Source organism: Nonomuraea candida (assembly GCF_000725485.1).
GTDB classification, from domain to species: domain Bacteria; phylum Actinomycetota; class Actinomycetes; order Streptosporangiales; family Streptosporangiaceae; genus Nonomuraea; species Nonomuraea candida.
Genome location: NZ_JOAG01000033.1, coordinates 1 through 23,329, shown reverse-complemented (window position 1 = coordinate 23,329; position 23,329 = coordinate 1). Strand labels below are relative to the sequence as shown.

Annotated in this window: 21 protein-coding genes; 7 read left to right on the top strand and 14 right to left on the bottom strand. The window is 71.1% G+C overall.

The window, feature by feature from the left end; translation table 11 throughout:
* Positions 1-3: 3 nt before the first annotated feature.
* Complete coding sequence (locus tag IO39_RS29980; protein ID WP_043630026.1) at positions 4-642, top strand: TetR/AcrR family transcriptional regulator; 639 nt, start codon at positions 4-6, stop codon at positions 640-642.
* Positions 643-810: 168 nt separating this feature from the next.
* A complete protein-coding gene (locus IO39_RS29975) occupies positions 811-1,896 on the top strand; it encodes a 50S ribosomal protein L11 methyltransferase (protein ID WP_043630024.1) in 1,086 nt (361 codons plus the stop codon).
* Between the two features lie 61 nt (positions 1,897-1,957).
* On the opposite strand, the gene ftrA is transcribed toward IO39_RS29975, so the two are convergent.
* Positions 1,958-2,929, bottom strand: coding sequence for a transcriptional regulator FtrA (gene ftrA, locus IO39_RS29970; protein WP_043630021.1), 972 nt, complete (start codon positions 2,927-2,929; stop codon positions 1,958-1,960).
* Between the two features lie 6 nt (positions 2,930-2,935).
* Here ftrA and IO39_RS29965 point away from each other — a divergent pair, with 6 nt between their 5' ends.
* The 3 genes from IO39_RS29965 to IO39_RS29955 are packed head-to-tail and all read left to right on the top strand — an operon-like array spanning position 2,936 to position 5,042.
* A complete protein-coding gene (locus IO39_RS29965) occupies positions 2,936-3,991 on the top strand; it encodes a type III polyketide synthase (protein WP_342671452.1) in 1,056 nt (351 codons plus the stop codon).
* Positions 3,991-4,500 carry an isoprenylcysteine carboxyl methyltransferase family protein gene (locus IO39_RS29960; RefSeq protein WP_043630017.1) on the top strand — a complete coding sequence of 170 codons (510 nt, stop codon included), beginning with the start codon at positions 3,991-3,993 and terminating at the stop codon, positions 4,498-4,500. The genes IO39_RS29965 and IO39_RS29960 overlap by 1 nt, the downstream gene beginning before the upstream one ends.
* Positions 4,497-5,042: a TIGR03086 family metal-binding protein gene (locus IO39_RS29955; RefSeq protein WP_043630015.1), complete on the top strand. Its 546-nt coding sequence runs from the start codon at positions 4,497-4,499 to the stop codon at positions 5,040-5,042. The genes IO39_RS29960 and IO39_RS29955 overlap by 4 nt, the downstream gene beginning before the upstream one ends.
* Here IO39_RS29955 and IO39_RS29950 read toward each other — a convergent pair.
* Entirely contained in the window at positions 5,011-6,696 is a 1,686-nt protein-coding gene (locus IO39_RS29950; RefSeq protein ID WP_245642366.1) for an asparagine synthase-related protein, read from the bottom strand. The genes IO39_RS29955 and IO39_RS29950 overlap by 32 nt on opposite strands.
* Before the next feature lie 370 nt (positions 6,697-7,066).
* Here IO39_RS29950 and IO39_RS29945 point away from each other — a divergent pair, with 370 nt between their 5' ends.
* Positions 7,067-8,404 (top strand): vWA domain-containing protein, encoded by a 1,338-nt coding sequence (locus IO39_RS29945; protein ID WP_245642365.1) that lies wholly within the window; start codon positions 7,067-7,069, stop codon positions 8,402-8,404.
* Between the two features lie 74 nt (positions 8,405-8,478).
* Here IO39_RS29945 and IO39_RS29940 read toward each other — a convergent pair whose 3' ends face one another.
* Positions 8,479-8,871: a DUF3224 domain-containing protein gene (locus IO39_RS29940; protein WP_043630007.1), complete on the bottom strand. Its 393-nt coding sequence runs from the start codon at positions 8,869-8,871 to the stop codon at positions 8,479-8,481.
* 66 nt (positions 8,872-8,937) lie between these two features.
* A complete protein-coding gene (locus IO39_RS29935; RefSeq protein ID WP_281200198.1) occupies positions 8,938-10,101 on the bottom strand; it encodes an FAD-binding protein in 1,164 nt (387 codons plus the stop codon).
* Between the two features lie 136 nt (positions 10,102-10,237).
* Between IO39_RS29935 and IO39_RS29930 the strand changes: the two genes are divergently transcribed.
* Positions 10,238-10,585: a PLD nuclease N-terminal domain-containing protein gene (locus tag IO39_RS29930; RefSeq protein ID WP_043630002.1), complete on the top strand. Its 348-nt coding sequence runs from the start codon at positions 10,238-10,240 to the stop codon at positions 10,583-10,585.
* On the opposite strand, the gene araA is transcribed toward IO39_RS29930, so the two are convergent.
* The 10 genes from araA to IO39_RS29880 all read right to left on the bottom strand — a co-directional run bounded on the left by araA (position 10,582) and on the right by IO39_RS29880 (position 23,110).
* Positions 10,582-12,036: an L-arabinose isomerase gene (gene araA / locus IO39_RS29925; protein ID WP_043630000.1), complete on the bottom strand. Its 1,455-nt coding sequence runs from the start codon at positions 12,034-12,036 to the stop codon at positions 10,582-10,584. The genes IO39_RS29930 and araA overlap by 4 nt on opposite strands.
* Positions 12,033-12,686 carry an L-ribulose-5-phosphate 4-epimerase gene (locus IO39_RS29920; protein ID WP_439331490.1) on the bottom strand — a complete coding sequence of 218 codons (654 nt, stop codon included), beginning with the start codon at positions 12,684-12,686 and terminating at the stop codon, positions 12,033-12,035. The genes araA and IO39_RS29920 overlap by 4 nt, the downstream gene beginning before the upstream one ends.
* Positions 12,686-14,305, bottom strand: a complete 1,620-nt coding sequence (gene araB, locus IO39_RS29915) for a ribulokinase (RefSeq protein ID WP_084773719.1) — start codon at positions 14,303-14,305, stop codon at positions 12,686-12,688. The genes IO39_RS29920 and araB overlap by 1 nt, the downstream gene beginning before the upstream one ends.
* Before the next feature lie 69 nt (positions 14,306-14,374).
* Complete coding sequence (locus IO39_RS29910) at positions 14,375-15,400, bottom strand: LacI family DNA-binding transcriptional regulator (protein ID WP_245642364.1); 1,026 nt, start codon at positions 15,398-15,400, stop codon at positions 14,375-14,377.
* A gap of 33 nt (positions 15,401-15,433) precedes the next feature.
* The gene (gene mmsB, locus IO39_RS29905; RefSeq protein WP_043629995.1) at positions 15,434-16,693 is read right to left on the bottom strand and encodes a multiple monosaccharide ABC transporter permease; all 1,260 of its coding nucleotides are present in this window, start codon (positions 16,691-16,693) and stop codon (positions 15,434-15,436) included.
* A 5-nt stretch (positions 16,694-16,698) separates the two neighbouring features.
* Positions 16,699-18,228, bottom strand: coding sequence for a multiple monosaccharide ABC transporter ATP-binding protein (gene mmsA, locus IO39_RS29900; RefSeq protein WP_043629992.1), 1,530 nt, complete (start codon positions 18,226-18,228; stop codon positions 16,699-16,701).
* A 49-nt stretch (positions 18,229-18,277) separates the two neighbouring features.
* Positions 18,278-19,387 (bottom strand): multiple monosaccharide ABC transporter substrate-binding protein, encoded by a 1,110-nt coding sequence (gene chvE, locus IO39_RS29895; protein WP_043630105.1) that lies wholly within the window; start codon positions 19,385-19,387, stop codon positions 18,278-18,280.
* 197 nt (positions 19,388-19,584) lie between these two features.
* Positions 19,585-20,559 (bottom strand): galactofuranose ABC transporter, permease protein YjfF, encoded by a 975-nt coding sequence (yjfF, locus tag IO39_RS29890; protein ID WP_245642375.1) that lies wholly within the window; start codon positions 20,557-20,559, stop codon positions 19,585-19,587.
* Positions 20,560-20,564: 5 nt separating this feature from the next.
* Positions 20,565-21,575 (bottom strand): ABC transporter permease, encoded by a 1,011-nt coding sequence (locus IO39_RS29885; protein WP_043629989.1) that lies wholly within the window; start codon positions 21,573-21,575, stop codon positions 20,565-20,567.
* Positions 21,572-23,110, bottom strand: a complete 1,539-nt coding sequence (locus IO39_RS29880; RefSeq protein ID WP_043629987.1) for a sugar ABC transporter ATP-binding protein — start codon at positions 23,108-23,110, stop codon at positions 21,572-21,574. Before IO39_RS29880 ends, IO39_RS29885 begins: the two co-directional genes overlap by 4 nt.
* Between the last annotated feature and the right edge of the window lie 219 nt (positions 23,111-23,329).

Here is a 23,329-nt window from a genome sequence, read left to right as displayed (position 1 = left end):
AAGATGCCGACGCGTACGGGCAGGCCGCCCAGGATCTCCAAGGCGGAGATCGTGGCCGCCGCCACCAGAGTGATCGAGGAAGACGGGCTCCCCGGGCTGACCATGCGCCGCCTGGCCAGAGAGGTCGGCAGCACGGCCATGGCGATCTACCACCACGTGCGTGACAAGGAGGAGCTGCTGCTGCTGTTGCTCGACGACTACGCCGCCGGCTTCCCCAGGCCCGAGCTGCCGGCGGAGCCGCGCGAGCGCATGGTGGCCGCCGCCCTGGCCATGCGGGAGGCGGTGGCCGGCTGCCCGTGGGCGGTGGACGTGCTGCGGGCCGACGACCTGCTCTCGGTGAGCGCGCTGTGGTACCCGGAGCAGATCATCGACGCCGCGATGCGGGCCGGGCTGGGCGTCGAGGACGCCGTGGACGCCTACCGGGTGATCTGGCACTACACGGCCGGGGAGATCGCCGCCGGGGCGGCGGCGCGCCGGCGGCGCGAGGAGGGCGGGAGCACCTACCGGGAGCGGGTGTTCGCCGAGCTGGACGGCGCTGAGTACCCGAGGCTGGGCGAGATCGGCGGCCGGTGGGAGGAGCTGACCGGGCGCGACACCTACGCCAAGGGGGTCCGCGCCCTGGTGACGGGCCTGCTCCCGTAACCCATCCCCGGCGGGTGGTCCGCCACGACCCTCCCCGGCGTACTGCCCCGTCACCGTCACGCCCCTCCCCGGCGTGCGGCCCCGTCACCGTCACGACCCTCCCCGGCGTACGGCCCGTCGCGGAAAAGCGGTGGCCCGGCGGGGGCGTTCCGTGAAACGGTCGGTGCGATGATCCGATGGACCGAGGCGGGGCAGGAGCGGTCGGCGGTCTGGCGCAGCGCGCTGGGCGCGCCCCCGCCGGGGCGCGTGATCGTCGCCGACGACGGCATGAACGCCGCCACCGCCTACCGCCTGGCCTGCGAGGGCACGGCGCTGCTGTGGCGGGGCGACTTCCACAACGGCCGCCGGCTCCTGACGGCGATGGGCCGCCGCTGCAAGCCGGCCGAGCCGGGCAGCGGCTTCCACCGCCACCGCCAGGCGCGGTCCCGGCGCGCCCGCACGCTCGGCATGCTGCTCATCCCCTACGCGGAGGACCACGTCGTGCCGCTGCGCCGGGCGCCCGACGTACGGCTGGCCTGCGCCGAGGTGCACGGCCCGCACGCCCCGCCCGCGGTCGGCCCGCTCCGCGAGCTGCTCGGCCTGATCGGGGCGCACGAGTGGCGCAAGAAGGGCGTCTACGTCCCGGCGCTCGGCGCCCGCGTCCACCCGCACCACGGCGTGTTCTCGCCCACCAGGAGCGAATACGTCGACCTGGTGGCACAGGCGCCGCTGCCGGGTGACCGGCTCGCCTTCGACGTGGGCACCGGCACCGGCGTGCTGGCGGCGGTGCTGGCCAGGCGCGGGGTGCGGCGCGTGGTGGCCACCGACCTCGACGAGCGGGCCGTCGCGTGCGCCCGCGACAACGTCGCCCGCCTGGGGCTGGAGGACCGGGTGGAGGTCGTGCCCGCCGACCTGTTCCCGCCGGGGCGCGCGCCGCTGATCGTCTGCAACCCGCCGTGGCTGCCCGCCAAGCCGCTCTCCCCTCTCGACCACGCCGTCTACGACCCGGGCGGGCGGATGTTGCGCGGATTCCTGGACGGGCTGGCCGGGCATCTGGAGCCGGCGGGCGAGGGCTGGCTCGTCCTGTCGGACCTGGCCGAGCGGCTGGGGCTGCGCGGTAAGGGCGAGCTGGCCGCGGAGTTCGAGCGGGCGGGGCTGCGGGTGGCCGGCCGGGTGGACGTCGCGCCCCGGCACCGCCGCGCGGGCGACGCGGACGACCCGCTGCACGCGGCCCGCGCCGCCGAGGTGACCTCGCTCTGGCGGCTCACCCGCTGACGGTGATGGCGCGGGTGCGCGCCTCCCCGACCCACTCCCGCCGCATCCGGTGGGCGGCCGGTCAGGCGCCGAACGCCCGGCGGTAGGCCGACGGCGAGGTGCGCATCGCGCGGGTGAAGTGGTGCCGGAACGTCGCCGGGCTCTCGAACCCGACCGCCGCCCCGATCTCCTCCACCGGCGCCGCCGTCGACTCCAGCAGGGGCAGGCTGGCCGCCACTCGCTGGGAGATCACCCAGCGCAGCGGGCTGGTGCCGGTCTGCCGCTTGAAGCGCCGGATGAACGTGCGCTCCGACATGTGCGCCACCCCGGCCAGGTCGCCCACCGAGATGGGGCCGGCCAGATGGTCCAGGGCCCAGGCCATCGCCCTGGCCACCGCGTCGTCGTCCGCCACGGGGGTGACGGCGGCCTGGATGAACTGGGCCTGCCCGCCCTCCCGGTGCGGCGGCACGACCAGGCGGCGGGCCACGGTGTTGGCCACGTTCGGGCCGTGGTCGCGGCGTACGAGGTGGATCAGCAGGTCGAGGCCGGCGGCGCTGCCCGCGCTGGTGAGCACGTCGCCGTCGTCCACGTACAGGACGGAGGGGTTGACCAGGACGGCGGGGAAGCGCCGCTGGAACAGCTCGGCGTACCTCCAGTGGGTGGTGGCCGGGCGGCCGTCCAGCAGGCCGGCCGCCGCCAGCGCGAACGCGCCCGAGCAGATCGAGACCATCCGCGCGCCGCGGGCGGAGGCCGCGCGCAGGGCGGTGACGAGCGGCTCCGAGACCGGCGCCCTGACGTCCGCGACGCCGGGCACGATGACCGTGTCGGCCTCGGCCAGCAGGTCCAGGCCGTGCTCGGCCCGCATGGTGAAACCGCCGACCACGCGCAGCGGCTCCCGCGTCTCCGCGCACACCGTCAGGTCGTACCAGGGGACGTCCAGCTCGGGGCGGGGCAGCCCGAACAGTTCGACGACGCAGCCGAGCTCGAACGGCGCCATTCCGTCGAACGCCAGCACGGAAACCAGGTGCGGCCTGGCAGGGAACGGGAGCAGCATGCCCGCATGTTAGCGGCGGCCTTTCAGCGGCAGGAGAGATATATGCATATTGCGGGAGTACAGACCGTTTTGCCCGATCACCGTTACGAGCAGGCGGAGATCACCGAGGCGTTCTCCCGGCTGACGGATTGTGACGAGGCGCTGCTGAGGCGGTTCCACCAGGCCACCGGGGTGCAAGGCCGCAACCTCGCCCTGCCGCTGGCCGACTACGCCAAGCTGGACTCCTTCGCCCGCGCCAACGACGCCTACGTCGAGGCCGCGCTCGACCTCGGGGAGCAGGCGCTGATCGGGGCGCTGCGCAAGGCCGACGTGCCGCCGGAGAAGGTCGATCACCTGCTGTTCTGCTCGACCACCGGCCTGGCGACCCCGTCGATCGACGCCAAGCTGGCGCAGCGGGCGGGGCTGCGGCCCGACGTGAAACGGGTGCCGGTGTTCGGCCTGGGGTGCGCGGCGGGCGCGTCCGGGCTCTCCCGCCTGCACGACTACCTGCGCGGCTGGCCCGACCACGTCGCGGTGCTGGTCTGCGTGGAGCTGTGCTCGCTGACCATCCAGCGTGACGACACCTCGATCGCGAACCTGGTCGCCAGCGGCCTGTTCGGCGACGGCGCGGCGGCGGTGGTGGCGTGCGGGCGCGGCCCGGGCCCCGAGGTCGTCGCCACCCGCAGCAGGCTCTACCCGGGCACGGAGCACCTCATGGGATGGGAGGTGGGCGACCACGGCTTCCGCATCGTGCTGGACGCGGACCTGACGTCGTTCGTGGAGCAGGTGCTGGCCGCCGACATCAAGGCGTTCCTGGCCGACTACGGGCTGACCCCCGAGCAGGTCGCCACCTGGATCTGCCACCCCGGCGGCCCCAAGGTGATCGACAAGATCGTGGAGACGCTCGGCCTGCCCGCCAAGGCCCTCGACGTGACCTGGCGCTCGCTGCGCGAGCACGGCAACCTGTCGTCGGTCTCGGTCCTGCACGTCCTGCAGGAGACGCGCGGCCGGCCCGGCACCCCCGCCCTGCTGATGGCGCTGGGGCCCGGGTTCTCCGCCGAGCTGCTCCTGCTGCACTGGTGATGGCGTACGCGCTGCTCATCGGCCTGGTCGTGCTCGAACGGCTGGCCGAGCTGGTCGTGGCCCGGCGCAACCTGGCCTGGGCCAGGGCCAGGGGCGGCGTCGAGCGCGGCGCGCGGCACTACCCGTGGATCGTGCTGGTCCACGTGGCGCTGCTCGCCGCGGCCCCGGCCGAGGTCTGGCTGCTCGGCCGCCCGTTCCTGCCCGCGCTCGGCTGGCCCATGCTCGCCCTCGTCGTGCTGGCGCAGGGGCTGCGCTGGTGGTGCATCGGCACGCTGGGCCGGCAGTGGAACACCCGCGTGGTCGTGGTGCCGGGCCTGCCGCTGGTGGCGCGGGGGCCGTACCGGTGGCTGCGCCATCCCAACTACGTCGCCGTGGTGGCCGAGGGGATCGCGCTGCCGCTCGTGCACACGGCCTGGCTGACCGCGGCGGTGTTCACGGCCGTCAACGCGGTGCTGCTCACGGTCCGGATACGCGTCGAGAACGCGGCCCTGGCAGGCTTGAGCCCATGAACGAGACCATGACCCTGCTGAAGCGCGCCGCGGCCGGCACCTCGGCCCTGGTGCGCGAGATCAAGGACGACCAGCTCGGCCTGCCCACCCCGTGCGCCGACTACGACGTCAAGGCGCTGCTCACCCACCTGGAGTGGGGCGCCGACCTGTTCGAGTCCCTCGGGCTCGGCGGCGGGCTCGTGCCGCCGAAGGAGTACACCGGCGACTTCCCCGAGCGGGTGGCGCGCATGCTGGCCGTCTGGGAGCGCCCCGAGGCCTGGGAGGGCGTCAGCGAGGCCATGGGCGGCCTGCCCAAGCCGGTGCTGGCGAACATGGCGCTGACCGACCTGGTGGCGCACGGCTGGGACCTGTCCCGGGCGACGGGCCTGCCCTACGAGGTGGACGAGGAGACCGCCGGCACGCTGCTGGCGGTCGCCACGCAGATGGCGCCCAAGGGGCGGGAGCAGGGCGCGTTCGGGCCGGAGGTGCCGGTCCCGGCCGACGCGCCCGCGCTGGACCGCTTCCTCGGGCTCATCGGGCGGGATCCGGCCTGGCGACCGTGATCTCCGCGAGGCCCTCGGGGCGCTTGCCGGGGTAGAGGCCGGTCAGCAGCGTGCTGACCGTGTAGAGGTGCCAGGCCAGGGCGGGCTTCTGCACGACGGGGCCGGCGAACAGGGCGCGGACCTCGTCCGGGTTCACGATGGGGGCCAGGGCGTCGAGGGTGCCGAGCACCTGCTCGCGCAGCACGTCGGTGAGGGCGGGGCCGGGGCTGGTCCGCCAGCTCCACCCGCCGCCCGTCTTGGCCGTGGGCATGTGCGCGGGCGGCACGGGCAGCTGTCCCGGCCAGGGGAACCGGTTGCGCGTCATGCCCTCGGCGAACCTCCAGGGCTTGCCTTCGATGGGCACGTCCCGCAGCTTTGGCGCGAATCGCAATATCAGCGTATAAATCACCTCTTCGGAGAGCCGCCAGCCCTGGTCGAGGCCGAGCGCCGCGCGCACCACCCGGTTGTCCAGGAACGGCCGGACCGGGTCGCCGCGCCGCAACGAGCCCGCCCGCGCGCTGGCCTGCCAGCGCCCGACCTTGTACCAGATGTAGATGTGGTCCAGCGCCTCCAGCCGGTTCGGCCGGGCCAGCCACGGCGCGGCCAGCTCGCGGGCGTGCTCGTTGGCCTCGGCGGTGAACAGCTTGGCGTCCTTGCGGAAGGTGTTGTCGATGCGCCGCTGCAGCGCCTTGTCGCTCAGGTCGGTCTGCAGCAGGTTCAGGCTGCCCGCGCGCAGCGTCTCGCCGCTCTGGCCGGACATAGTGGGCTTGCCGGAGTAGGGCAGGTAGCTCACGATCGACTCGTACGCCGAGGTCATCCCCTCACACGTGCGCAGCGTCTCCCAGGCCCGGCTCAGCGGATGCTCGACCAGCACCGCGTCCTTGGCGGCGGTCTGGGCGGGGGCGATGACCTTGTGCTCCACCCCGAGCCTCTCGGCGATCATGCGGGCGAGGATCACGTCGGGATGCGTGTCGAGCCCGTTGGTCGTCGCGCGGAACGGCACCCGCGCCGCGTGCAGCAGCGCCGCCAGGATGCGGGTGTCGCGCCCGCCGGTCAGCGCCAGGTTCACCGGCTCGCCCAGGTCGCGCAGCGGGGCGACGGTGGCCAGCAGCGCCTCGGCCAGCTCGTCGATCGCCGCCCGCTTGCGCCGCCCCGAGGCCGGCACGGGCGCCGCCTCCGGCAGCGGCGTCTCGGTGATCGTGCGCACGCCGTCCCGCACCACCAGCCGCGAGCTGGGCCGCAGCGCCGAGACCCCCTTGTACGGCGTCTCGTCCGACAGGAAGAACCCCTGCCTGACCATCGTCTGGAGTGCGAGCACGTCGTGGTTGATGCGGTCGTCCGGCTGGGCCGCCAGGTGCACGAGCAGCGCCCGGCTGCCGACGACGTGCAGCTCCGGCGTCTCGGTGTAGAAGACGGGGCAGACCCGGTTGATCGCGGTGCTCGCGCCCAGCTCGCCGTCGCGGGCGAGCCAGGCCGAGAAGCAGCCGCCCACGGAGTCGTCCGGCAGCCGGGTCACGTCGGCCGGGTCGGCCAGGTGCCCGTTGAGCCCCACGACGCGGTCGCCGAGCTCGGAGATCAGCGGCGGCAGGCGGGAGTCGTCGGGCTCGTTGGTCCAGGCGAACAGCGAGACGCCCCGGCCGTGCCACTCCCTGCCGCGGATGACGTCTGACGGCACCGGAAAGGCGGTGTCGATAACGGACCGGACTCTGTTCAGCACGCGATCAGGAATGTCCCGAGACTTCGTCGCGATGCCCAGATAAATGCGCACGGCGTCCAGGCATACCGCAATACCTCATCCGTCACAACCGATCACGCGGCGATCGCGGTTTGCGCTCGCTTGCGTCACCGGCCGGGCTGTGGCCGATCGTCTTCCGTCGTACGACTCGGAGGTGGTTCAGATGAGATTACGTCCGTGGGCGGCCGGCACAGCGGTTGTCGCCCTCCTCGCTCTGACGGCCTGCGGCGGCGGTCCGAGCGCCACGAGCGGCGAGAGGGCGGCCGACGGCGGCTCGGCCCCTCGCCGGCCGGCCGCGTCCGCGTCCCCCATGCCCGAGGCCGCGGAGGAGGGCGACCGCGAGCAGGACACGACGACGGCGCAGATCTCCACGTTCGCCCTTGACGTGGACACCGCGTCGTACGGCTACGCCCGCCGTACCCTCCAGGAGGGCCGCTGGCCCGCGCCCGCCGAGATCCGCCCGGAGGAGTGGGTCAACGCGTTCCGGCAGGGCTACGCGCAGCCGACCGGCGACGGGTTCAGCGTGCACGTGGACGGCGCGCGGCTGCCCGGGCGGGACGAGGCGGTCATGCGGGTCGGCCTGCAGACGCGCGCCTCCGAGGCGGCCGAGCGGCGGCCCGCCAACCTCACGTTCGTGGTGGACGTGTCCGGCTCGATGGCCGAGGCCGGCCGCCTCGACCTGGTCAAGTCGGCGCTGCGCAAGCTGCTCGACCAGCTCGCGCCCGGCGACCAGGTCTCGATCGTCTCCTTCAGCGGCCAGGCCGAGGTGCTGGCCTCCATGACCCCGCTGACCGCCAGGGACGAGCTGGTCGCGGCGGTGGACCGGCTGGCGATCGGCGGCAGCACGAACCTGGAGTCCGGGATGGTCACCGGCTACCGGGAGGCGGCCAAGGCGTTCCGTCCCGCCGCCACCAACCGGGTCATCCTGCTCTCCGACGGCCTGGCCAACCAGGGCAGCACGCAGTGGCAGAACATCCTGGCGCAGGTCAAGGAGCACGCGGGCAAGCAGGTCACGCTGCTGACGGTCGGCGTCGGCAGGGACTACGGCGACGAGCTGATGGAGCAGCTCGCCGACAACGGCGACGGCATGGCCGTGTACGTCAGCAGCGAGGAGGAGGCCGCCAGGCTCTTCGTCGAGCAGCTCCCGGCCACCATCGAGCTGCGCGCCCGCGACGCCAAGGCGCAGGTGGTCTTCAACCCGTCGGTGGTGGAGGGCTACCGGCTCATCGGGTACGACAACCGCGCGCTGAGCGCCGAGGAGTTCCGCGACGACAGCCGCGACGGCGGCGAGATCGGCCCCGGCCACTCCGTCACCGCCCTGTACGCCCTGACGCTCAAGCCCGGCGCCGAGGGCCAGCTCGCCCAGGCCACGGTGCGCTGGCAGGACCCGGACACCAGGGCCGCGTCGGAGGCGGGCGAGGCGCTGCGGTCGGACCAGCTGAGCGGCTCGATCTGGACGGAGGCGCCGATCCGGCTGCAGGTGGACGTCGTGGTGGCCGCGTTCGCGGTCTACCTGCGCGACCGCGAGGCGTTCGGCCTGGACCTGGCCACGCTCGGCGAGCACGCCGCCAGGCTGGCCGCGGCCTCCGAGGATCCGATGGTGTCCGAGCTGGCCGGGCTGGTCGAGCGGGCCAGATCGATCGGCTGACCCCGCGCGCGGGGCCCCGCTCACGCGGGGCCCCGCTCACGCGGGGCCCTGCCGTTCTCCGCGCGGGCGGCCGGTCAGAGCGTGTAGTCGAAGGTGTAGGAATGGCCGCCGTCGGGGCCGATGGCGATGGTCATCTCGCCCCTGATCCCGGCCAGTTCCCCTGTCCCCGAGTCCGCGACCACCCTGATGCGCAGCGTCTGCTCGCCCCGGTCGCTGGTCGCGTCGTGCTGCACGGCGAACGTGCCCGTGCGGCCGTCCAGGGTCGCCTCGATGTGCTCCAGCGCCACGTACGAGCGTGACTCCTCCACCGGGGTGGTGGCCATCAGCATGGTCACGGTGCTGGTGCCGGCGAGGTCGCCGTGCCAGGTCTTGCCCAGGGTCACCAGGCCCAGCGTGACGCCGTCACGGTCGTGGAAGGCCGGCTGGGGGCTCCAGCCGGCGGTGTCGAAGGTTCCCTTTGCGGTCATGCGGACATCCTGGCGGACGTACCTGTCAGCTCCCGTCAGGTACGGGGGGCCATGCGCGCGGAGGCGCTACTCCCCCAGCAGGGCGCGGGTGAAGTCGTTGCCGAACTTGCCCTCCGGGTCGAGCCGGCGCGCCAGCGCGCGGAACGGCTCGGAGCACTCGGGCCACCGGGTGAACAGCTTGCCCCAGTGCGGGATCGGCGCGTACGGCGCCAGCGCCTCCTCCACCAGCTCCACCACCGGCATCACGGCGGCGACGTCCCTGATCCAGGTGAAGTGCACGCCCACGCTGTCGCGGCCGTGGAAGGGGCTCAGCCACAGGTCGTCGGCGGCGATGCAGCGGACCTCGGAGATCTGCAGGACCGGGCGGATGCGGTCGCCGATCGCGAAGAGCGCGCGCAGCGCGCCGGGCGCGTGCTCCCGGGGCAGCAGCAGCTCGGTCTGGAGCTCGTCGCCCGCGCCGCTGGGCGGGGAGTCGGCGCGGAAGTGCGGCAGCCGCTCGTGCCAGGGGCCGGGCACGCCGAGCTGCGGCGTGCAGGTGGCGGCCGGCATGGCGGGCAGCGGGTGGCGGGGGCCGTCGGCGGCGGTGGTGCCGTACCAGTCGGCGTCGGTCAGCTCCTCCTCGCGCTTGAGCCAGACGCGGGTGTCGCGGTAGTCGGTGAACAGGCTGACGCTGTAGCCGCTCGACATGATCGCCTCGAAGTGGGCCAGGGCGACCTCCGCGGCCAGGCCCTCGCGTACGTACTGGCGCAGCTCGAAGGCCGGCACCAGGTCGAGCGTGAGCGTGGTGACCACGCCGAGCGCGCCGGCGGACACCACGGCGCCGGGGAAGTCGGCGTCGCCGCGCGAGAGCGACAGCAGCGAGCCGTCGGCGGTGACGAGGTCGATCCCGGAGACGGCGGCGGCCAGACTGGGCTGGGCCACGCCCGAGCCGTGCGTGCCGGTCGCGACGGAGCCGGCCACGGAGATGTGCGGCAGCGAGGCCATGTTCGCCAGCGCGAACCCGGCCCGGTGCAGCCGGTGCGCCAGCTCCGCGTACGTCATGCGCGCGTTGACCCGCACCGTGGCCGCGGCGCCGTCGATCTCCACCACGGCGGGCATCCGGTCCAGCACCACGAGGTCGCCGGAGGTGTCGGCGACGTGGTTGAAGGAGTGCCCGCTGCCCAGCGCCCGCACCTTGACACTGGCCGCGACGAGCCGCCGCAGCTCGTCCAGAGAGGTCGGATGATGCACGTCTTTTGCGTGGAATGTGGTGTTTCCAGCCCAATTGGTGAGCGTCACGGCCTTACCTTCCCACAGTGTCGCCAGTGTTGCCTTGTCAGCCCGGCCGGGTACCGCTAGTTTCAGGTGCCCGCTGACGGAGGTTGCCGTGCTCTATCTGTCCCAGGCTGTCGGCCTGGTCACGCTCGTGCTCTGGCTCTACTGCGTGTTCGACGCGCTCACCACGCCCGACGCGCTCTGCCGCAACCTGCCGAAGATCGCCTGGGTGCTGATCGTGCTGCTGTTCCCGCTGATCGGGTCCGTGGCCTGGCTCGTGGCGGGCCGGCCCGCCCGCACGCAGGCCCAGACCCGGCCGAGCGCCTTCCCCGAATACGACCGCCCCGGCCGCTTCGCCGCCACCAACCCGGACGACGACGAGGAGTTCCTGCGCCGCTGCCGCGAACGCGCGGAGGAGCAGCGCAGGAACGCCCCGAAGAAGCCCTCGGAAGAGAGTTAGAAGCCCTGGGCCAGGCGGTAGTACGCCTGGTTCCAGCGCAGCTCCTTGGCGAAGCGCTCGGTCGTGGTGTCGGCGTCGATGATCACCAGCTCCACGCCCAGCATGTCGGCCAGGTCCGTCAGCTCCTCGCGGCCGACCGCCTTCGACAGCACCGTGTGGTGCGGGGCGCCCGCGGTGAGCCACGACTCGGTCGAGGTGCGCAGGTTCGGCCGCGGCCGCCACACCGCCCGCGCCACCGGCAGCTTGGGCAGCGGCTGCGGCGGGGCCACGACGTCGATCTCGTTGGCCACGAGGCGGAAGCGGTCGCCCATGTCGGCCAGGCCGACCACGATGCCGGGGCCGGGCTCGGCGTCGAACACGAGCCGGACCGGGTCCTCCCGGCCGCCGATGCCCAGCGGGTGGATCTCGCACGACGGCGTGCCCGCCGCGATGGAGGGGCAGACCTCCAGCATGTGCGCGCCGAGGATGAGCTCCTGGCCGGGGGTCAGGTCGTAGGTGTAGTCCTCCATGAAGGAGGTGCCGCCGGGCGTCATGGCCTTCATCGTGCGCAGCAGCACCGAGGTCTTCCAGTCGCCCTCGCCGCCGAAACCGTAGCCGTCGGCCATGAGCCGCTGCACGGCCAGGCCGGGGAGCTGGCGCAGCCCGCCGAGGTCCTCGAAGTTGGTGGTGAACGCCTTGAAGCCCCCGGACTCCAGGAAGCCGCGCAGGCCCAGCTCGATCCTCGCCGCGTAACGCAGCGACTCGTTGCGCTCGCCCAGCAGCTCGGGCGCCACGGTGTACTGCTCGACGTACTCCTTGACCAGCGACGTCACGTCGGCGTCGCTGACGGAGTCCACGACCTCGACCAGGTCGTTGACGCCGTAGGTGTTGACCGAGACGCCGAAGCGCAGCTGCGCCTCGACCTTGTCGCCCTCGGTGACCGCCACGTCGCGCATGTTGTCGCCGAAGCGGGCCAGCTTGAGCGTGCGCACCTCGGCCAGGCCCTTGGCGGCGCGCAGCCACGCCTGGATGCGCTCGCCCACGGCCGGGTCGGAGACGTGCCCGGCCACGGTCTTGCGCGGCACGCCGAGCCGGGTCTGGATGTGCCCGAACTCGCGGTCGCCGTGCGCGGCCTGGTTGAGGTTCATGAAGTCCATGTCGATGGAGCTCCACGGCAGCTCCACGTTGGCCTGCGTGTGCAGGTGGAGCAGCGGCTTGCGCAGCGCGTCCAGGCCGGCGATCCACATCTTCGCCGGGGAGAAGGTGTGCATCCACGCGATCACGCCGGCGCACTCGTCGTCGGCGTTGGCCTCGAGCATGATCCGCCGGATGGCCGCCGCGTCGGTCAGGACGGGCTTCCACTCCACCGGCATGGGCAGCTGCTCGGCGATGCGCCGCGACTGCTCCGCCACCTGGCGCAGCGTCTCCTCGCCGTACAGTCCCTGGCTGCCGGTCAGAAACCAGATGTTCAACGCGGGCTCCTCTGTCCGTAGACGTTCTGATAGCGGTCGTAAAGGCGGTCGATGTCGTCCTGCGCGATGGGCAGCGGGTCACCGAGCTGGCGGGCGACGTGCACCGTGCGCGCCACGTCCTCGCACATCACGGCGGCCTTCACGGCGGCCTTGGCGTCCTTGCCGATGGTGAAGACGCCGTGGTTCCGCATGAGCACGGCCTTGGAGCGGTGGCCCTTCAGCGTCTCGACGATGCCCTGGCCGATCGAGTCGTCGCCGATCAGCGCGAACGGCCCGACCGGGATCTCGCCGCCGAACTCGTCGGCCATCGCGGTCAGCACGCAGGGGATGGCCTCGCCCCTGGCGGCCCAGGCCGAGGCGTAGGTCGAGTGGGTGTGCACGACGCCGCCGACCTCGGGCATGTTCCTGTAGACGTACGCGTGCGCCGCCGTGTCGCTGGACGGCGCGTGCTCGCCCTCCACCAGGTTGCCGTCGAGGTCGCACACGACCATGTTCTCCGGGGTCAGCTCGTCGTAGGAGACGCCGGAGGGCTTGATCACGAACAGCTCCTCGCCCGGGACCCGCCCCGAGACGTTGCCGGCCGTCCAGACCACCAGGTTGTAGCGGACCAGCTCGGCGTGCAGGTCGGCGACGATCTTTTTCATGTCCATCAGGCCTGTGCCTCGTTCCTGATCGCGCGCAGCGCGTGCAACATCTGTCCGTCCCCGAAGAAGTCGTGGAGCCTGCGGTATTCGGCGTAGAGCCGGTCGTAGGCGTCGGCGCGGGCCTCGTCCGGCACGTACGCGTTCTCGGTGCGCTTGCCCATGGCCGCGGCGGCCTCCTCGATGGAGGCGTACTCGCCGGCGGCGACGGCCGCGTGGATGGCCGAGCCGAGCGCGGGGCCCTGGTCGGAGCCGATCACCGACAGCGGGCGGCGCAGCACGTCGCTGTAGACCTGCATGAGGAAGCGGTTCTTCAGCAGGCCGCCGGCCACGATGAACTCCTCGACCGGCACGCCCGACCGCTCGAACGTCTCCACGATCATCCGCGCGCCGAACGCCGTGGACTCGATGAGCGCCCGGTAGACGTCCTCCGGCTTCGTGGCCAGGGTCTGGCCGACGATCACGCCGGAGAGGTTGTGGTCGACCAGCACCGAGCGGTTGCCGCCGAACCAGTCGAGCGCGACCAGGCCGTGCTGGCCCACGGCCTGCTTCTCGGCCAGCTCGGTCAGGCGCTCGTGGCCGTCGGTGCCGAAGTTCTCGACGTACCAGGCGAAGATGTCGCCGACCGCCGACTGCCCGGCCTCGTAGCCCCACAGGCCCGGCACGATGCCGTCGCGGACGACGCCGCACATGCCGGGCACCTCGGCGAGCCGGTCGCTGGGCATGATGTGGCAGGTGGAGGTGCCCATGATGGCCACCATCTGGCCGGGCCTGACGGCGTCCGCGGCAGCGGCGGTGACGTGCGCGTCCACGTTGCCGACCGCGACGGCGGCGCCCTCGGGCAGGCCCGTCCACTCCGCGGCCCGCGCGGTCAGGCGCCCGGCCAGGCCGCCCAGCGGGGCCAGCGTGACGCCCTCGACCTTGTCGCCGACCTCGCCGGTGGCGAGCTTGCCGACGAAGCCGGCGAAGCCCGGGTTCAGCTCGGCCAGGTACTCCTCCGACGGGTAGCCCCCGTCCTGGAAGACGCCCTTGTAGCCGACGGTGCAGATGTTGCGGCTCTCGACGCCGGTGAGCTGCCAGATGATCCAGTCGGCGGCCTCGATCCAGCGCTCGGTCCTGGCGTACACCTCGGGGGCCTCTTCGAGGAGCTGCAGGCCCTTGGCGAACTCCCACTCGGAGGAGATCTTGCCGCCGTAGCGCGGCAGCCAGCTCTCGCCCCGGCGCGCGGCCACCTCGTTGATCCGGTCGGCGTGCGGCTGGGCGGCGTGGTGCTTCCAGAGCTTGGGCCAGGCGTGCGGCTCGGCGGGCGTCTCGAAGCACAGCGGCGTGCCGTCGGCCGTGGTGGGCATGACGGTGCAGGCGGTGAAGTCGGTGCCGATGCCGACGATCTCCTCGGGGCGCACCCCGGCCGCGGCGACGGCGGCCGGCACGGCGATCCTGAGCACGTCGATCCAGTCCTGCGGCGACTGCAGCGCCCAGTCGGGGCCGAGTCGCACGTCCGTGCCCGGCAGGGTGTGCTCGATGACGCGGTGCTCGTACTCGTGGACGGCGCTGCCCAGCTCGGCGCCGTCGCTCACGCGCACGACGACGGCACGCCCTGACAGCGTGCCGAAGTCCACTCCCACCACGTATTTGTTAGCGCTCACATTCAACCTCACGAGATATCGGGGGCATGCTCATCATCTACCTGACGCCGTTCATCTGACAGGAGCCGTGCTCGACCGCACGACGAAGCTCGGCCGCACGACGAGCCGCTCGTAGGCGGTGGAGCCGCCGTTGAGCTGCACGTCGATCTGCCGCAGCAGCACCTCGATGCAGTGCCTGCCGACCACGTCGAAGTCCTGCCTGACCGTGGTCAGCGGCGGCGAGAAGAACTCCGACTCGGGGATGTCGTCGAAGCCGACCACGCTGATCTGGTCGGGAACCCGCACCCCCTTCTCGGACAGGGCGCGCAGCACGCCGAGCGCCATCTGGTCGTTGCCCGCGAAGACGGCCGTGACGCCGTCCATCGCGGCCAGGCTCTTGCCCGCCTCGTAGCCGGCGCGCGGGCTCCAGTCGCCGGCCAGCGGCTCGGGCACCGGGCGGCCCGCCTCCTCCAGGGCGGCGCGCCAGCCCTCCAGCCGGCCCTCGGTCTCCAGCCAGTCGTGCGGGCCGGTGACGTGCCAGACCGTCTCGTGGCCCTGCGCCAGCAGGTGCCGCGTGGCCAGCCTGGCCCCCTCCTTCTGGTCGATGCACACGACCGACACGTCGGCGCTGTGCGTGCCCTCGACCGCCACCGCGGGCAGCCCCGGGGGCAGGTTCTCCAGGGCGTGGCCGGCCGAGCGCTGCGGCGCGACCACCACGACGCCGTCGACGCCCTGCTCGACGAGGTAGTCGATGGCCTCACGCACGGTGTCCGCGTCGATCGACTTCAGGCTCACGATGCTGACGAAGTAGCCCGCGGTCCTGGCCGCCTGCTCGATGCCGTAGATGGTGCTGGCGGGGCCGTACAGCGTGGTGTCGAAACTCACCACGCCGAGGGTCCTCGAGCGCTTGGTGACCAGGGCGCGGGCTACCAGGTTGCGCCGGTAGCCCAGCCGGGTGATCGCCGCCTCCACGCGGGCACGGGTGTCGGCCCGCACGTTGGGATGGTCGTTGAGCACCCGGGAGACCGTCTGGTGCGACACGCCGGCCTCCCTGGCCACGTCGGCCATCACCGGTAGGCGACGTTTCGGTGTCGTCACGGTCTCTCCTTATCTGAGCTCCGGGGGATCTTACTATCGGCTCGCGCCCGCCCGGCGCTTGGTCCACACGTCGAACGCCACGGCCGCCAGCAGCACGATGCCCTTGACGAGCATGACCCGCTCGCTGGGCGAGCCGATCAGGGACATGCCGTTGTTGATGACCGCCATGATCAGGCCGCCGGTGATGGCGCCCACGACCTTGCCGACGCCGCCCTGCACGGCCGCGCCGCCGATGAAGGCCGCCGCGATGGCGTCCAGCTCGAAGCTGTTGCCCGCGGTCGGGCCCGCCTGGTTGAGGCGGCCGGCGAAGATGATGCCGGCGATGGCCGACAGCACGCCCATGTTCACGAAGATCCAGAACACGACCGACTTGACCTTCACGCCGGACATGATGGCCGCCTGGAGGTTGCCGCCGATGGCGTAGATCTGCCGGCCGAAGACCGTGCGGTTGGCCATCATCGAGTACGCCAGCACGAGGATCGCCAGCAGCACCAGCACCCACGGCAGGTTCTTGAACCGGGCCAGCTGCACGACCAGGAAGAGGATCACCGCGGCGCCCGCGACCAGCTTCAGCACGAACAGCGCCATCGGCTCGACCGACTGGCCGTAGCCCAGGCGGGCGTGCCTGCTGCGCCACTGCGCGGTGAACATGCCGACGATCGCGACCACGCCGATCAGCAGGCTGAACAGGTCGGCGCCGCCCAGCGGGCCGAGGCCGATGTTGCCGAGGTAGCCGTCGGTGAAGCCGTTGGCCAGCGTGCGGACCTGGTCGGGGAACGGGCCGATGCCCTGGTTGCCCAGGACGGTCAGCGTCAGCGCGCGGAACAGCAGCATGCCGGCCAGCGTCACGATGAAGGCCGGGATGCCGAAGTAGGCGATCCAGTACCCCTGCCAGGCGCCGATGAGCGCGCCGGCCACCAGCGTGGCCAGCAGGGCCAGCGGCCAAGGCCAGCCCATGTTGACCATGAGCACCGCCGCCAGCGCTCCCGTGACCGCCACCACCGAGCCGACCGACAGGTCGATGTGCCCGGCGATGATGATCAGGATCATCCCGATCGCGAGGATCAGGACGTAGGAGTTCTGGACGATGATGTTCGAGATGTTCTGCGGCGTGAGCAGCGCGCCGTCGGTCAGCACCGAGAACAGCACGACGATCGCCGCGAACGCGATGTAGATGCCGCTGGATCGCAGGTTGAGCGACATGCCGCCGAACGACACCCGGCCGGGCCGCCCTGGCGCTCCCCCGTCGCCCTTGGCGCCGACCTCCACGTCGGCGGGCGTGATGCTGCTCATCAGAGCTACTCCTGTCCCTTGGTCATGAGGTGCATGAGGCTTTCCTGGGTGGCCTCCTGGCGGGGAACCTCGCCGGTGATGCGACCTTCCGAGAGTGTGTAGATGCGGTCGCACAGGCCAAGCAGCTCAGGCAACTCACTGGAGATCACCAGCACCGCCTTGCCCTGGTCGGCGAGGTGGTTGATGATCGTGTAGATCTCGTACTTGGCGCCGACGTCGATGCCGCGGGTGGGCTCGTCGAGGATGAGCACGTCCGGCTCGGTCATGATCCACTTGGACAGCACGACCTTCTGCTGGTTGCCGCCGCTCAGCTTGCCCACGACGCTGTTGACGCTGGGCGCCTTGATGTTCATGCTCTTGTGGAACTCTTCGGCGACCCGGTATTCCTCGTTCTCGTTCACCCAGCCGCGCTTGGCCAGGCTCTTGAGCCCGGCGGCGCTGATGTTGCGCTTGATGTCCTCGATGAGGTTGAGGCCGTACCGCTTGCGGTCCTCGGAGGCGTAGGCGATGCCGTGGTTGATCGCGTCCTGCACGTTGCGGATCGTGATCGGCTTGCCGTCCTTGAAGACCTTGCCGGAGATGTTCACCCCGTACGTGCGCCCGAACAGGCTCATCGCCAGCTCCGTGCGCCCGGCGCCCATCAGCCCGGCCAGCCCGACGATCTCCCCGCGCCGCAGCGTCAGCGCGGCCCCGTCCACGACCTTGCGGTCCGGCTGGCTGGGGCTGTAGACCGTCCAGTCCTCGATCCGCAGCGCCTCCTCGCCGATCGTCGGCTCGTGCGGCGGGTAGCGGTTGTCGAGGGCGCGGCCGACCATGCCGGAGATGATGCGGTCCTCGGTGACGTGGTCGGTGACCATGTCCAGCGTCTCGATCGTGCGGCCGTCCCGGATGATCGTGACGGAGTCGGCGATCGCGGTCACCTCGTTGAGCTTGTGCGAGATGATCACGCAGGTGATGCCCTCGTCGCGCAGCCCGCGCAGCAGGTCCAGCAGGTGCGCGGAGTCGTCGTCGTTGAGCGCCGCGGTCGGCTCGTCGAGGATGAGCAGCTTCACCTTCTTCGACAGGGCCTTGGCGATCTCGACGAGCTGCTGCTTGCCCACGCCGATGTCGGAGATGGGCGTCGTCGGGTTCTCGCGCAGGCCGACCCGCTTCATCAGCTCGCCGGCCTCGTAGTTGGTGCGGTTCCAGTCGATGAAACCGCGCTTGGCGCGCTCGTTGCCGAGGAAGATGTTCTCCGCGATCGACAGCTGAGGGCTCAGCGCCAGCTCCTGGTGGATGATGACGATGCCGGCGTGCTCGCTGTCGCGGATGCCGCCGAACTCGCAGCGCTTGCCCTCGAAGAAGATCTCGCCCTCGTAGTCGCCGTGCGGGTAGACCCCGGACAGCACCTTCATCAGCGTCGACTTGCCGGCGCCGTTCTCGCCGCAGATCGCGTGGATCTCGCCCTGCCGGACCGACAGGGTGACGTCCTGCAGCGCCTTGACGCCGGGGAACGTCTTGGTGATCCCGCTCATCCGCAAGATGTGCTCGGTCATATCCCCTCGCTCAGGAAAAGCCCCGGGGCCGGGCCCCGGGGCTGAACCCCTACTTGAGCTGGTCCTCGGTGTAGTAGTTGCCGCCGATGATGACGTCCTTGTAGTTGGACTTGTCGACGATCACGGGGTCGAGCAGGTACGACGGCACGACCTTGTTGCCGTTGTCGTAGTCCTTGGTGTTGTTCACCTCGGGCTGGCCGCCCTTGAGCACGGCGTCGGCCATCTTCACCGTCTGCTCGGCGAGCTTGCGGGTGTCCTTGAAGATGGTGGAGTACTGCTCGTCGGCGACGATCGACTTCACCGACTGCAGCTCGGCGTCCTGACCGGTGACGATCGGGTACGGCTTGCTGTAGCCGGAGCTCTTCAGCGCCGACAGGATGCCGATCGACAGGCCGTCATACGGGGAGAGCACGCCGTCGACCTTCTTGCCGCCGGTGTAGGTCTTGGTGAGGATGTCCTCCATGCGCTTCTGCGCGGTGGCCGGGTCCCAGCGCAGGATGGCGGCGGTCTTGAAGTCGGTCTGGCCGCTGGCGACCTTCAGGGTGCCGTCGTCGATCTTCGGCTTCAGCACCGACATCGCGCCCTCCCAGAAGAAGGTGGCGTTGTTGTCGTCGGGCGAGCCGCCGAACAGCTCGACGTTGAACGGGCCCTTCTTGCCGTCCTCGACGCCGAGGCCCTTCAGCAGCGAGGTCGCCTGCTGCACGCCGACCTTGAAGTTGTCGAAGGTGGCGTAGTAGTCGACGTTGGGGCTGTTGCGGATCAACCGGTCGTAGGCGATGACCGGGATCTTGGCGTCGGCGGCCTGCTGGAGCTGCGAGGTGATCGCCGTGCCGTCGATCGAGGCGACGATCAGGAGCTTGGCGCCCTTGGTGATCTGGTTCTCGATCTGGTTGGCCTGCGTCGGGATGTCGTTCTCGGCGTACTGGAGGTCGACCTTGTAGCCGAGCTGCTCGAGCTGCTGCTTGACGTTGTTCCCGTCGTGGATCCAGCGCTCGGAGGACTTGGTGGGCATGGTGACGCCGATCAGGGCGCCCGCGTTACCGGCGGCGGCGGAGGCGGAGGCCTCCTGGTCGACGGTCTTCGTGCTCGAGCCACAAGCCGTCATGGTCGCGGCGAGCGCGATGGCGGACACCACGCCCCCGATTCGTCCCAACCTCATGTGCATCCCTTTCGTTGGGGGTCGCGGCAGCGCTGGACGCGGCTGCTGCCGGTAGAGAAGTGAGGGGATTCGGTCACAGAACGTGACGAATCAGAACAAAGTTCGCAGTCGTTTCCGCCTGATTGTTATCGCTAACAAAGTCTATGTCAACGCTGGGACATAACCTGACGGAAACTTTCAGGTAACTTTCCCGCAGGTCAGCGCCCTGAGCGCCGCGAGAACAGGCGCTGCAACAGGATGAAGACGAACAACAACATTCCGATGAAGATCTTAGTCCACCACGACGAGAGCGTCCCTTCGAAACTGAGGATCGTCTGGATCAGTCCGAGCACGAGCACCCCGAGCACCGTGCCGAACAGGAACCCGCTGCCGCCGGTCAGCAGGGTGCCGCCGATCACCACCGCAGCGATCGCGTCCAGCTCCATCGCCACCGCGTGCTGGCCGTAGCCGGAGAGCATGTAGAACGACAGCAGCACCCCGCCGAGCGCCGAGCAGAACCCGCTGACCGTGTAGACGGCGATCTTCGTGCGGCCCACGGGCAGGCCCATGAGCAGCGCCGACTGCTCGCTGCCGCCCGTCGCGTAGACCGAGCGGCCGAAGCGCGTGTAGTGCAGCACGTACGCCGCCACCCCCACGACCACCAGCGCGATGATCACGCTGGGTGAGATCCACAGATCCGCGAACAGGTCGATCCTGGTCTGCGCGAACGCCGTGAACGTCGGGTCGTCGATCGGGATCGAGTCCGTTCCGATCGTGTAACACAGGCCCCGGGCCAGGAACATCCCCGCCAGCGTCACGATGAACGGCTGGATGTCGAAGGCCTGCACGATGTAGCCCATCACCAGCCCCAGCCCCGACCCGATGGCCAGCACCAGCGGCACCACCAGGTACGGCGGCCACCCCGGCCCCTCCATGAGGCTGGCCGCCACCATCGTCGACAGCGCCACCACCGACCCCACCGACAGGTCGATGCCCCCGGTGAGGATCACGAACGTCATCCCGACCGCGACCACCAGCAGGAAGCCGTTGTCGATGAAGACGTTGAGGATCACCTGCCCGCCGGCGAACCCCTCGTAGCGGATCCCGCCCACCACGAACATCGCCACGAGCAGGCAGCCGGTCACCAGGACCGGCAGGTACTTGGCGGGCACGCTCGCCCGCCCGATCGTCATCGTGCTCACGCGGTCGTCACCCGCACCTTCTCCTCGGGGGCCGGGCCCGGTTTGGCGGTGCGCCGGCGGAACACCTTCTCGCGGAACGTCGGGGACTGGATGAGGCAGACCGCCGTCACGACCAGCGCCTTGAACAGCAGCGTGGTCTCCGGCGGCACGCCGATCGAGTAGATCGTGGTGGTCAGGGTCTGGATGATGAGCGCCCCCAGCACGGTGCCGCCGAGCGAGAAGCGCCCGCCGGCCAGCGAGGTGCCGCCGATGACCACGGCCAGGATCGCGTCCAGCTCGATCCACAGGCCCGCGTTGTTGCCGTCGGCGCTGGAGACGTTCGAGCTGATCATCAGCCCGGCCACGCCCGCGCACAGGGCGGCGAAGGCGTAGGCCATGATGATGATCCCGCGCGCCCTGATGCCCGCCAGCCGCGCCGCCTCGGCGTTGACCCCGACCGACTCGATCAGCATGCCCAGCGCCAGCCGCCGGGTCAGGAACGCGGTGATGGCCAGCACCCCGATCACGATCAGGATGCCGACCGGCACGGCCAGCCAGTAACCGCCGCCGATCACCTTGTACGCCGGGCTGTTGACGGTGATGATCTGCCCGTCGGTGATGAGCTGGGCCAGCCCGCGCCCGGCCACCATGAGGATGAGCGTGGCGATGATCGGCTGGATGCCGACGCCGGCGACCAGGAACCCGTTCCACGCCCCCAGCACCAGGCACAGCCCGAGCGCCAGCGCCACGGCCGCGAACACGCCCTGGTCCTGGCTGATCTGCAGGCAGGCCAGCGCGCCCGAGATCGCCACCACCGACCCCACCGACAGGTCGATGCCGCCGGTCGCGATGACCAGGGTCATGCCCAGGGAGACGAGGATCAGCGGGGCGCCGAAGCGCAGGATGTCGATCAGGCTGCCGTAGAGATGGCCGTCCTTGACCTCGATCGAGAAGAAGCTGGGCGTGAAGAACACGTTCAGCGCCAGCAGCAGCACCAGGACCACGGCGGGCCACATCAGCCGTCTCATGAGGGCCGCCCCCCGTTCACGCTCACGTCCGCCCGTCCTCCGCTCGCGATGGTCTCCATCAGCACGTCGCTGGTCAGGCCCGCGTCGTTGGGCAGCTCGGCCACCAGCCGCCGGTCACGCAGCACCTGCACCTTGTGGCTGAGCCGCAGCACCTCCTCCAGCTCGGCGGAGATGAACAGCACGGCCATGCCGCCGTCGGACAGCTCGGCCACCAGCCGCTGGATCTCGGTCTTGGCCCCGACGTCGATGCCCCGGGTGGGCTCGTCGAGGATGAGCAGCCGGGGCTCCAGGATCAGCCACCGGGCCAGCAGCACCTTCTGCTGGTTGCCGCCGCTGAGGTTGCTCACCAGGTGCTCGGGGTTGGGCGGGCTGATCTTCAGCGCCCGGATGTACCGGCTCACCAGCTCGTCCTGCTGCTCGCGCGGCACCGGCCTGGTCCAGCCCCGGGTGGCCTGGAGGGCCAGGATGATGTTCTCCCGCACGGTCAGGTCCGGGATGAGCCCGTCGGCCTTGCGGTTCTCCGAGCAGAACGCGATCTTCTGCGCCATCGCCGCGCGGGGCGTGCGCAACGGCGTCGCCGTGCCGCGCACCGCGATCTCGCCCGTGCTGGCGTGGTCGGCGCCGAACAGCAGCCGGGCGATCTCCGTACGGCCGGAGCCGAGCAGCCCGGCCAGCCCGACGACCTCGCCCTCGTGGATGGTCATGCTGAACGGCTCGATCGCCCCCGTCCGGCCCAGCCCGCGCGCCTCGACCAGGGGCCGGTCGAAGACCCTGGCCTCACCGTGCAGCCGCTCCAGCGCGGCCAGCTCCTGCCCGATCATCTTGGCGACCAGCTCGACCTGCGACAGCTCCCTGGTCGGGTACTCCCCGACGAGCCGCCCGTTGCGCAGGATCGTCATCCGGTCGGAGATCTCGTAAACCTGGTCGAGGAAGTGGGAGACGAACAGGATCGCGATGCCCTCCCCCTTCAGCCGGCGCATCACCCTGAAGAGCTGCTCGACCTCGTCGGCGTCCAGGCTGGAGGTCGGCTCGTCGAGGATCAGCACCCTGGCGTCCACGTCGATCGCCCGCGCGATGGCCACCATCTGCTGGATGGCCAGCGAGTACGTCGACAGCGGCGCCGACACGTCCAGGCTCAGCTCCAGCCGCGCCAGCAGCTCGGCCGCCCGGGCGCGCATGCGCTTCCAGTCGATGCGTCCCCGGCGCCGCGGCTCGCGGCCGAGCAGGATGTTCTCGGCCACCGAGAGGTTGGTGCAGAGGTTGACCTCCTGGTAGACGGTGGAGATCCCGGCCTGCTGCGCCTCCAGGGGACTGCCGAACGCGACGGGCGCGCCACCCAGCTCGATGGTGCCCGTGTCGGCGGGATGCACGCCGGTGAGCACCTTGATCAGGGTGGACTTGCCCGCGCCGTTCTCTCCCATGAGCGCGTGCACCTCGCCGGGCAGCAGCCGCAGGTCCACGCCGTCCAGGGCCTTCACCCCCGGAAACTGTTTGCCGATCCCGCTCATCGTCAGGACCGGCGCGGGTACGGCCATGAGCCTTCCCTTTCGTCATGGAGGGGCGGCCCGGCCTCGCTCCCGGGCCGCCGCCCCTCGTCCTACGCGGGGCCACCGCCCCTCGTCCTACGCCCGCGCCGGCTCCGCGCCGGCGCCGGTTCAGTACTGGCGGGTGGACAGGACCTGCTTGGCCTGCTCCTGGGTGAACGTGGTCTCCTCGGTCACCACCCGGGCGGGCACCTGCTCACCCTTGACGAC

Coding starts and splice junctions, on each gene's coding strand:
- IO39_RS29980 (WP_043630026.1), top strand. CDS start 4: ATGCCGACGCGTACGGGCAGGCCGCCCAGGATCTCCAAGGCGGAGATC.
- IO39_RS29975 (WP_043630024.1), top strand. CDS start 811: ATGATCCGATGGACCGAGGCGGGGCAGGAGCGGTCGGCGGTCTGGCGC.
- ftrA (WP_043630021.1), bottom strand. CDS start 2,929: ATGCTGCTCCCGTTCCCTGCCAGGCCGCACCTGGTTTCCGTGCTGGCG.
- IO39_RS29965 (WP_342671452.1), top strand. CDS start 2,936: ATGTTAGCGGCGGCCTTTCAGCGGCAGGAGAGATATATGCATATTGCG.
- IO39_RS29960 (WP_043630017.1), top strand. CDS start 3,991: ATGGCGTACGCGCTGCTCATCGGCCTGGTCGTGCTCGAACGGCTGGCC.
- IO39_RS29955 (WP_043630015.1), top strand. CDS start 4,497: ATGAACGAGACCATGACCCTGCTGAAGCGCGCCGCGGCCGGCACCTCG.
- IO39_RS29945 (WP_245642365.1), top strand. CDS start 7,067: ATGCCCGAGGCCGCGGAGGAGGGCGACCGCGAGCAGGACACGACGACG.
- IO39_RS29940 (WP_043630007.1), bottom strand. CDS start 8,871: ATGACCGCAAAGGGAACCTTCGACACCGCCGGCTGGAGCCCCCAGCCG.
- IO39_RS29920 (WP_439331490.1), bottom strand. CDS start 12,686: ATGGACATGAAAAAGATCGTCGCCGACCTGCACGCCGAGCTGGTCCGC.
- mmsB (WP_043629995.1), bottom strand. CDS start 16,693: ATGAGCAGCATCACGCCCGCCGACGTGGAGGTCGGCGCCAAGGGCGAC.
- mmsA (WP_043629992.1), bottom strand. CDS start 18,228: ATGACCGAGCACATCTTGCGGATGAGCGGGATCACCAAGACGTTCCCC.
- chvE (WP_043630105.1), bottom strand. CDS start 19,387: ATGAGGTTGGGACGAATCGGGGGCGTGGTGTCCGCCATCGCGCTCGCC.
- yjfF (WP_245642375.1), bottom strand. CDS start 20,559: ATGACGATCGGGCGGGCGAGCGTGCCCGCCAAGTACCTGCCGGTCCTG.
- IO39_RS29885 (WP_043629989.1), bottom strand. CDS start 21,575: ATGAGACGGCTGATGTGGCCCGCCGTGGTCCTGGTGCTGCTGCTGGCG.
- IO39_RS29880 (WP_043629987.1), bottom strand. CDS start 23,110: ATGGCCGTACCCGCGCCGGTCCTGACGATGAGCGGGATCGGCAAACAG.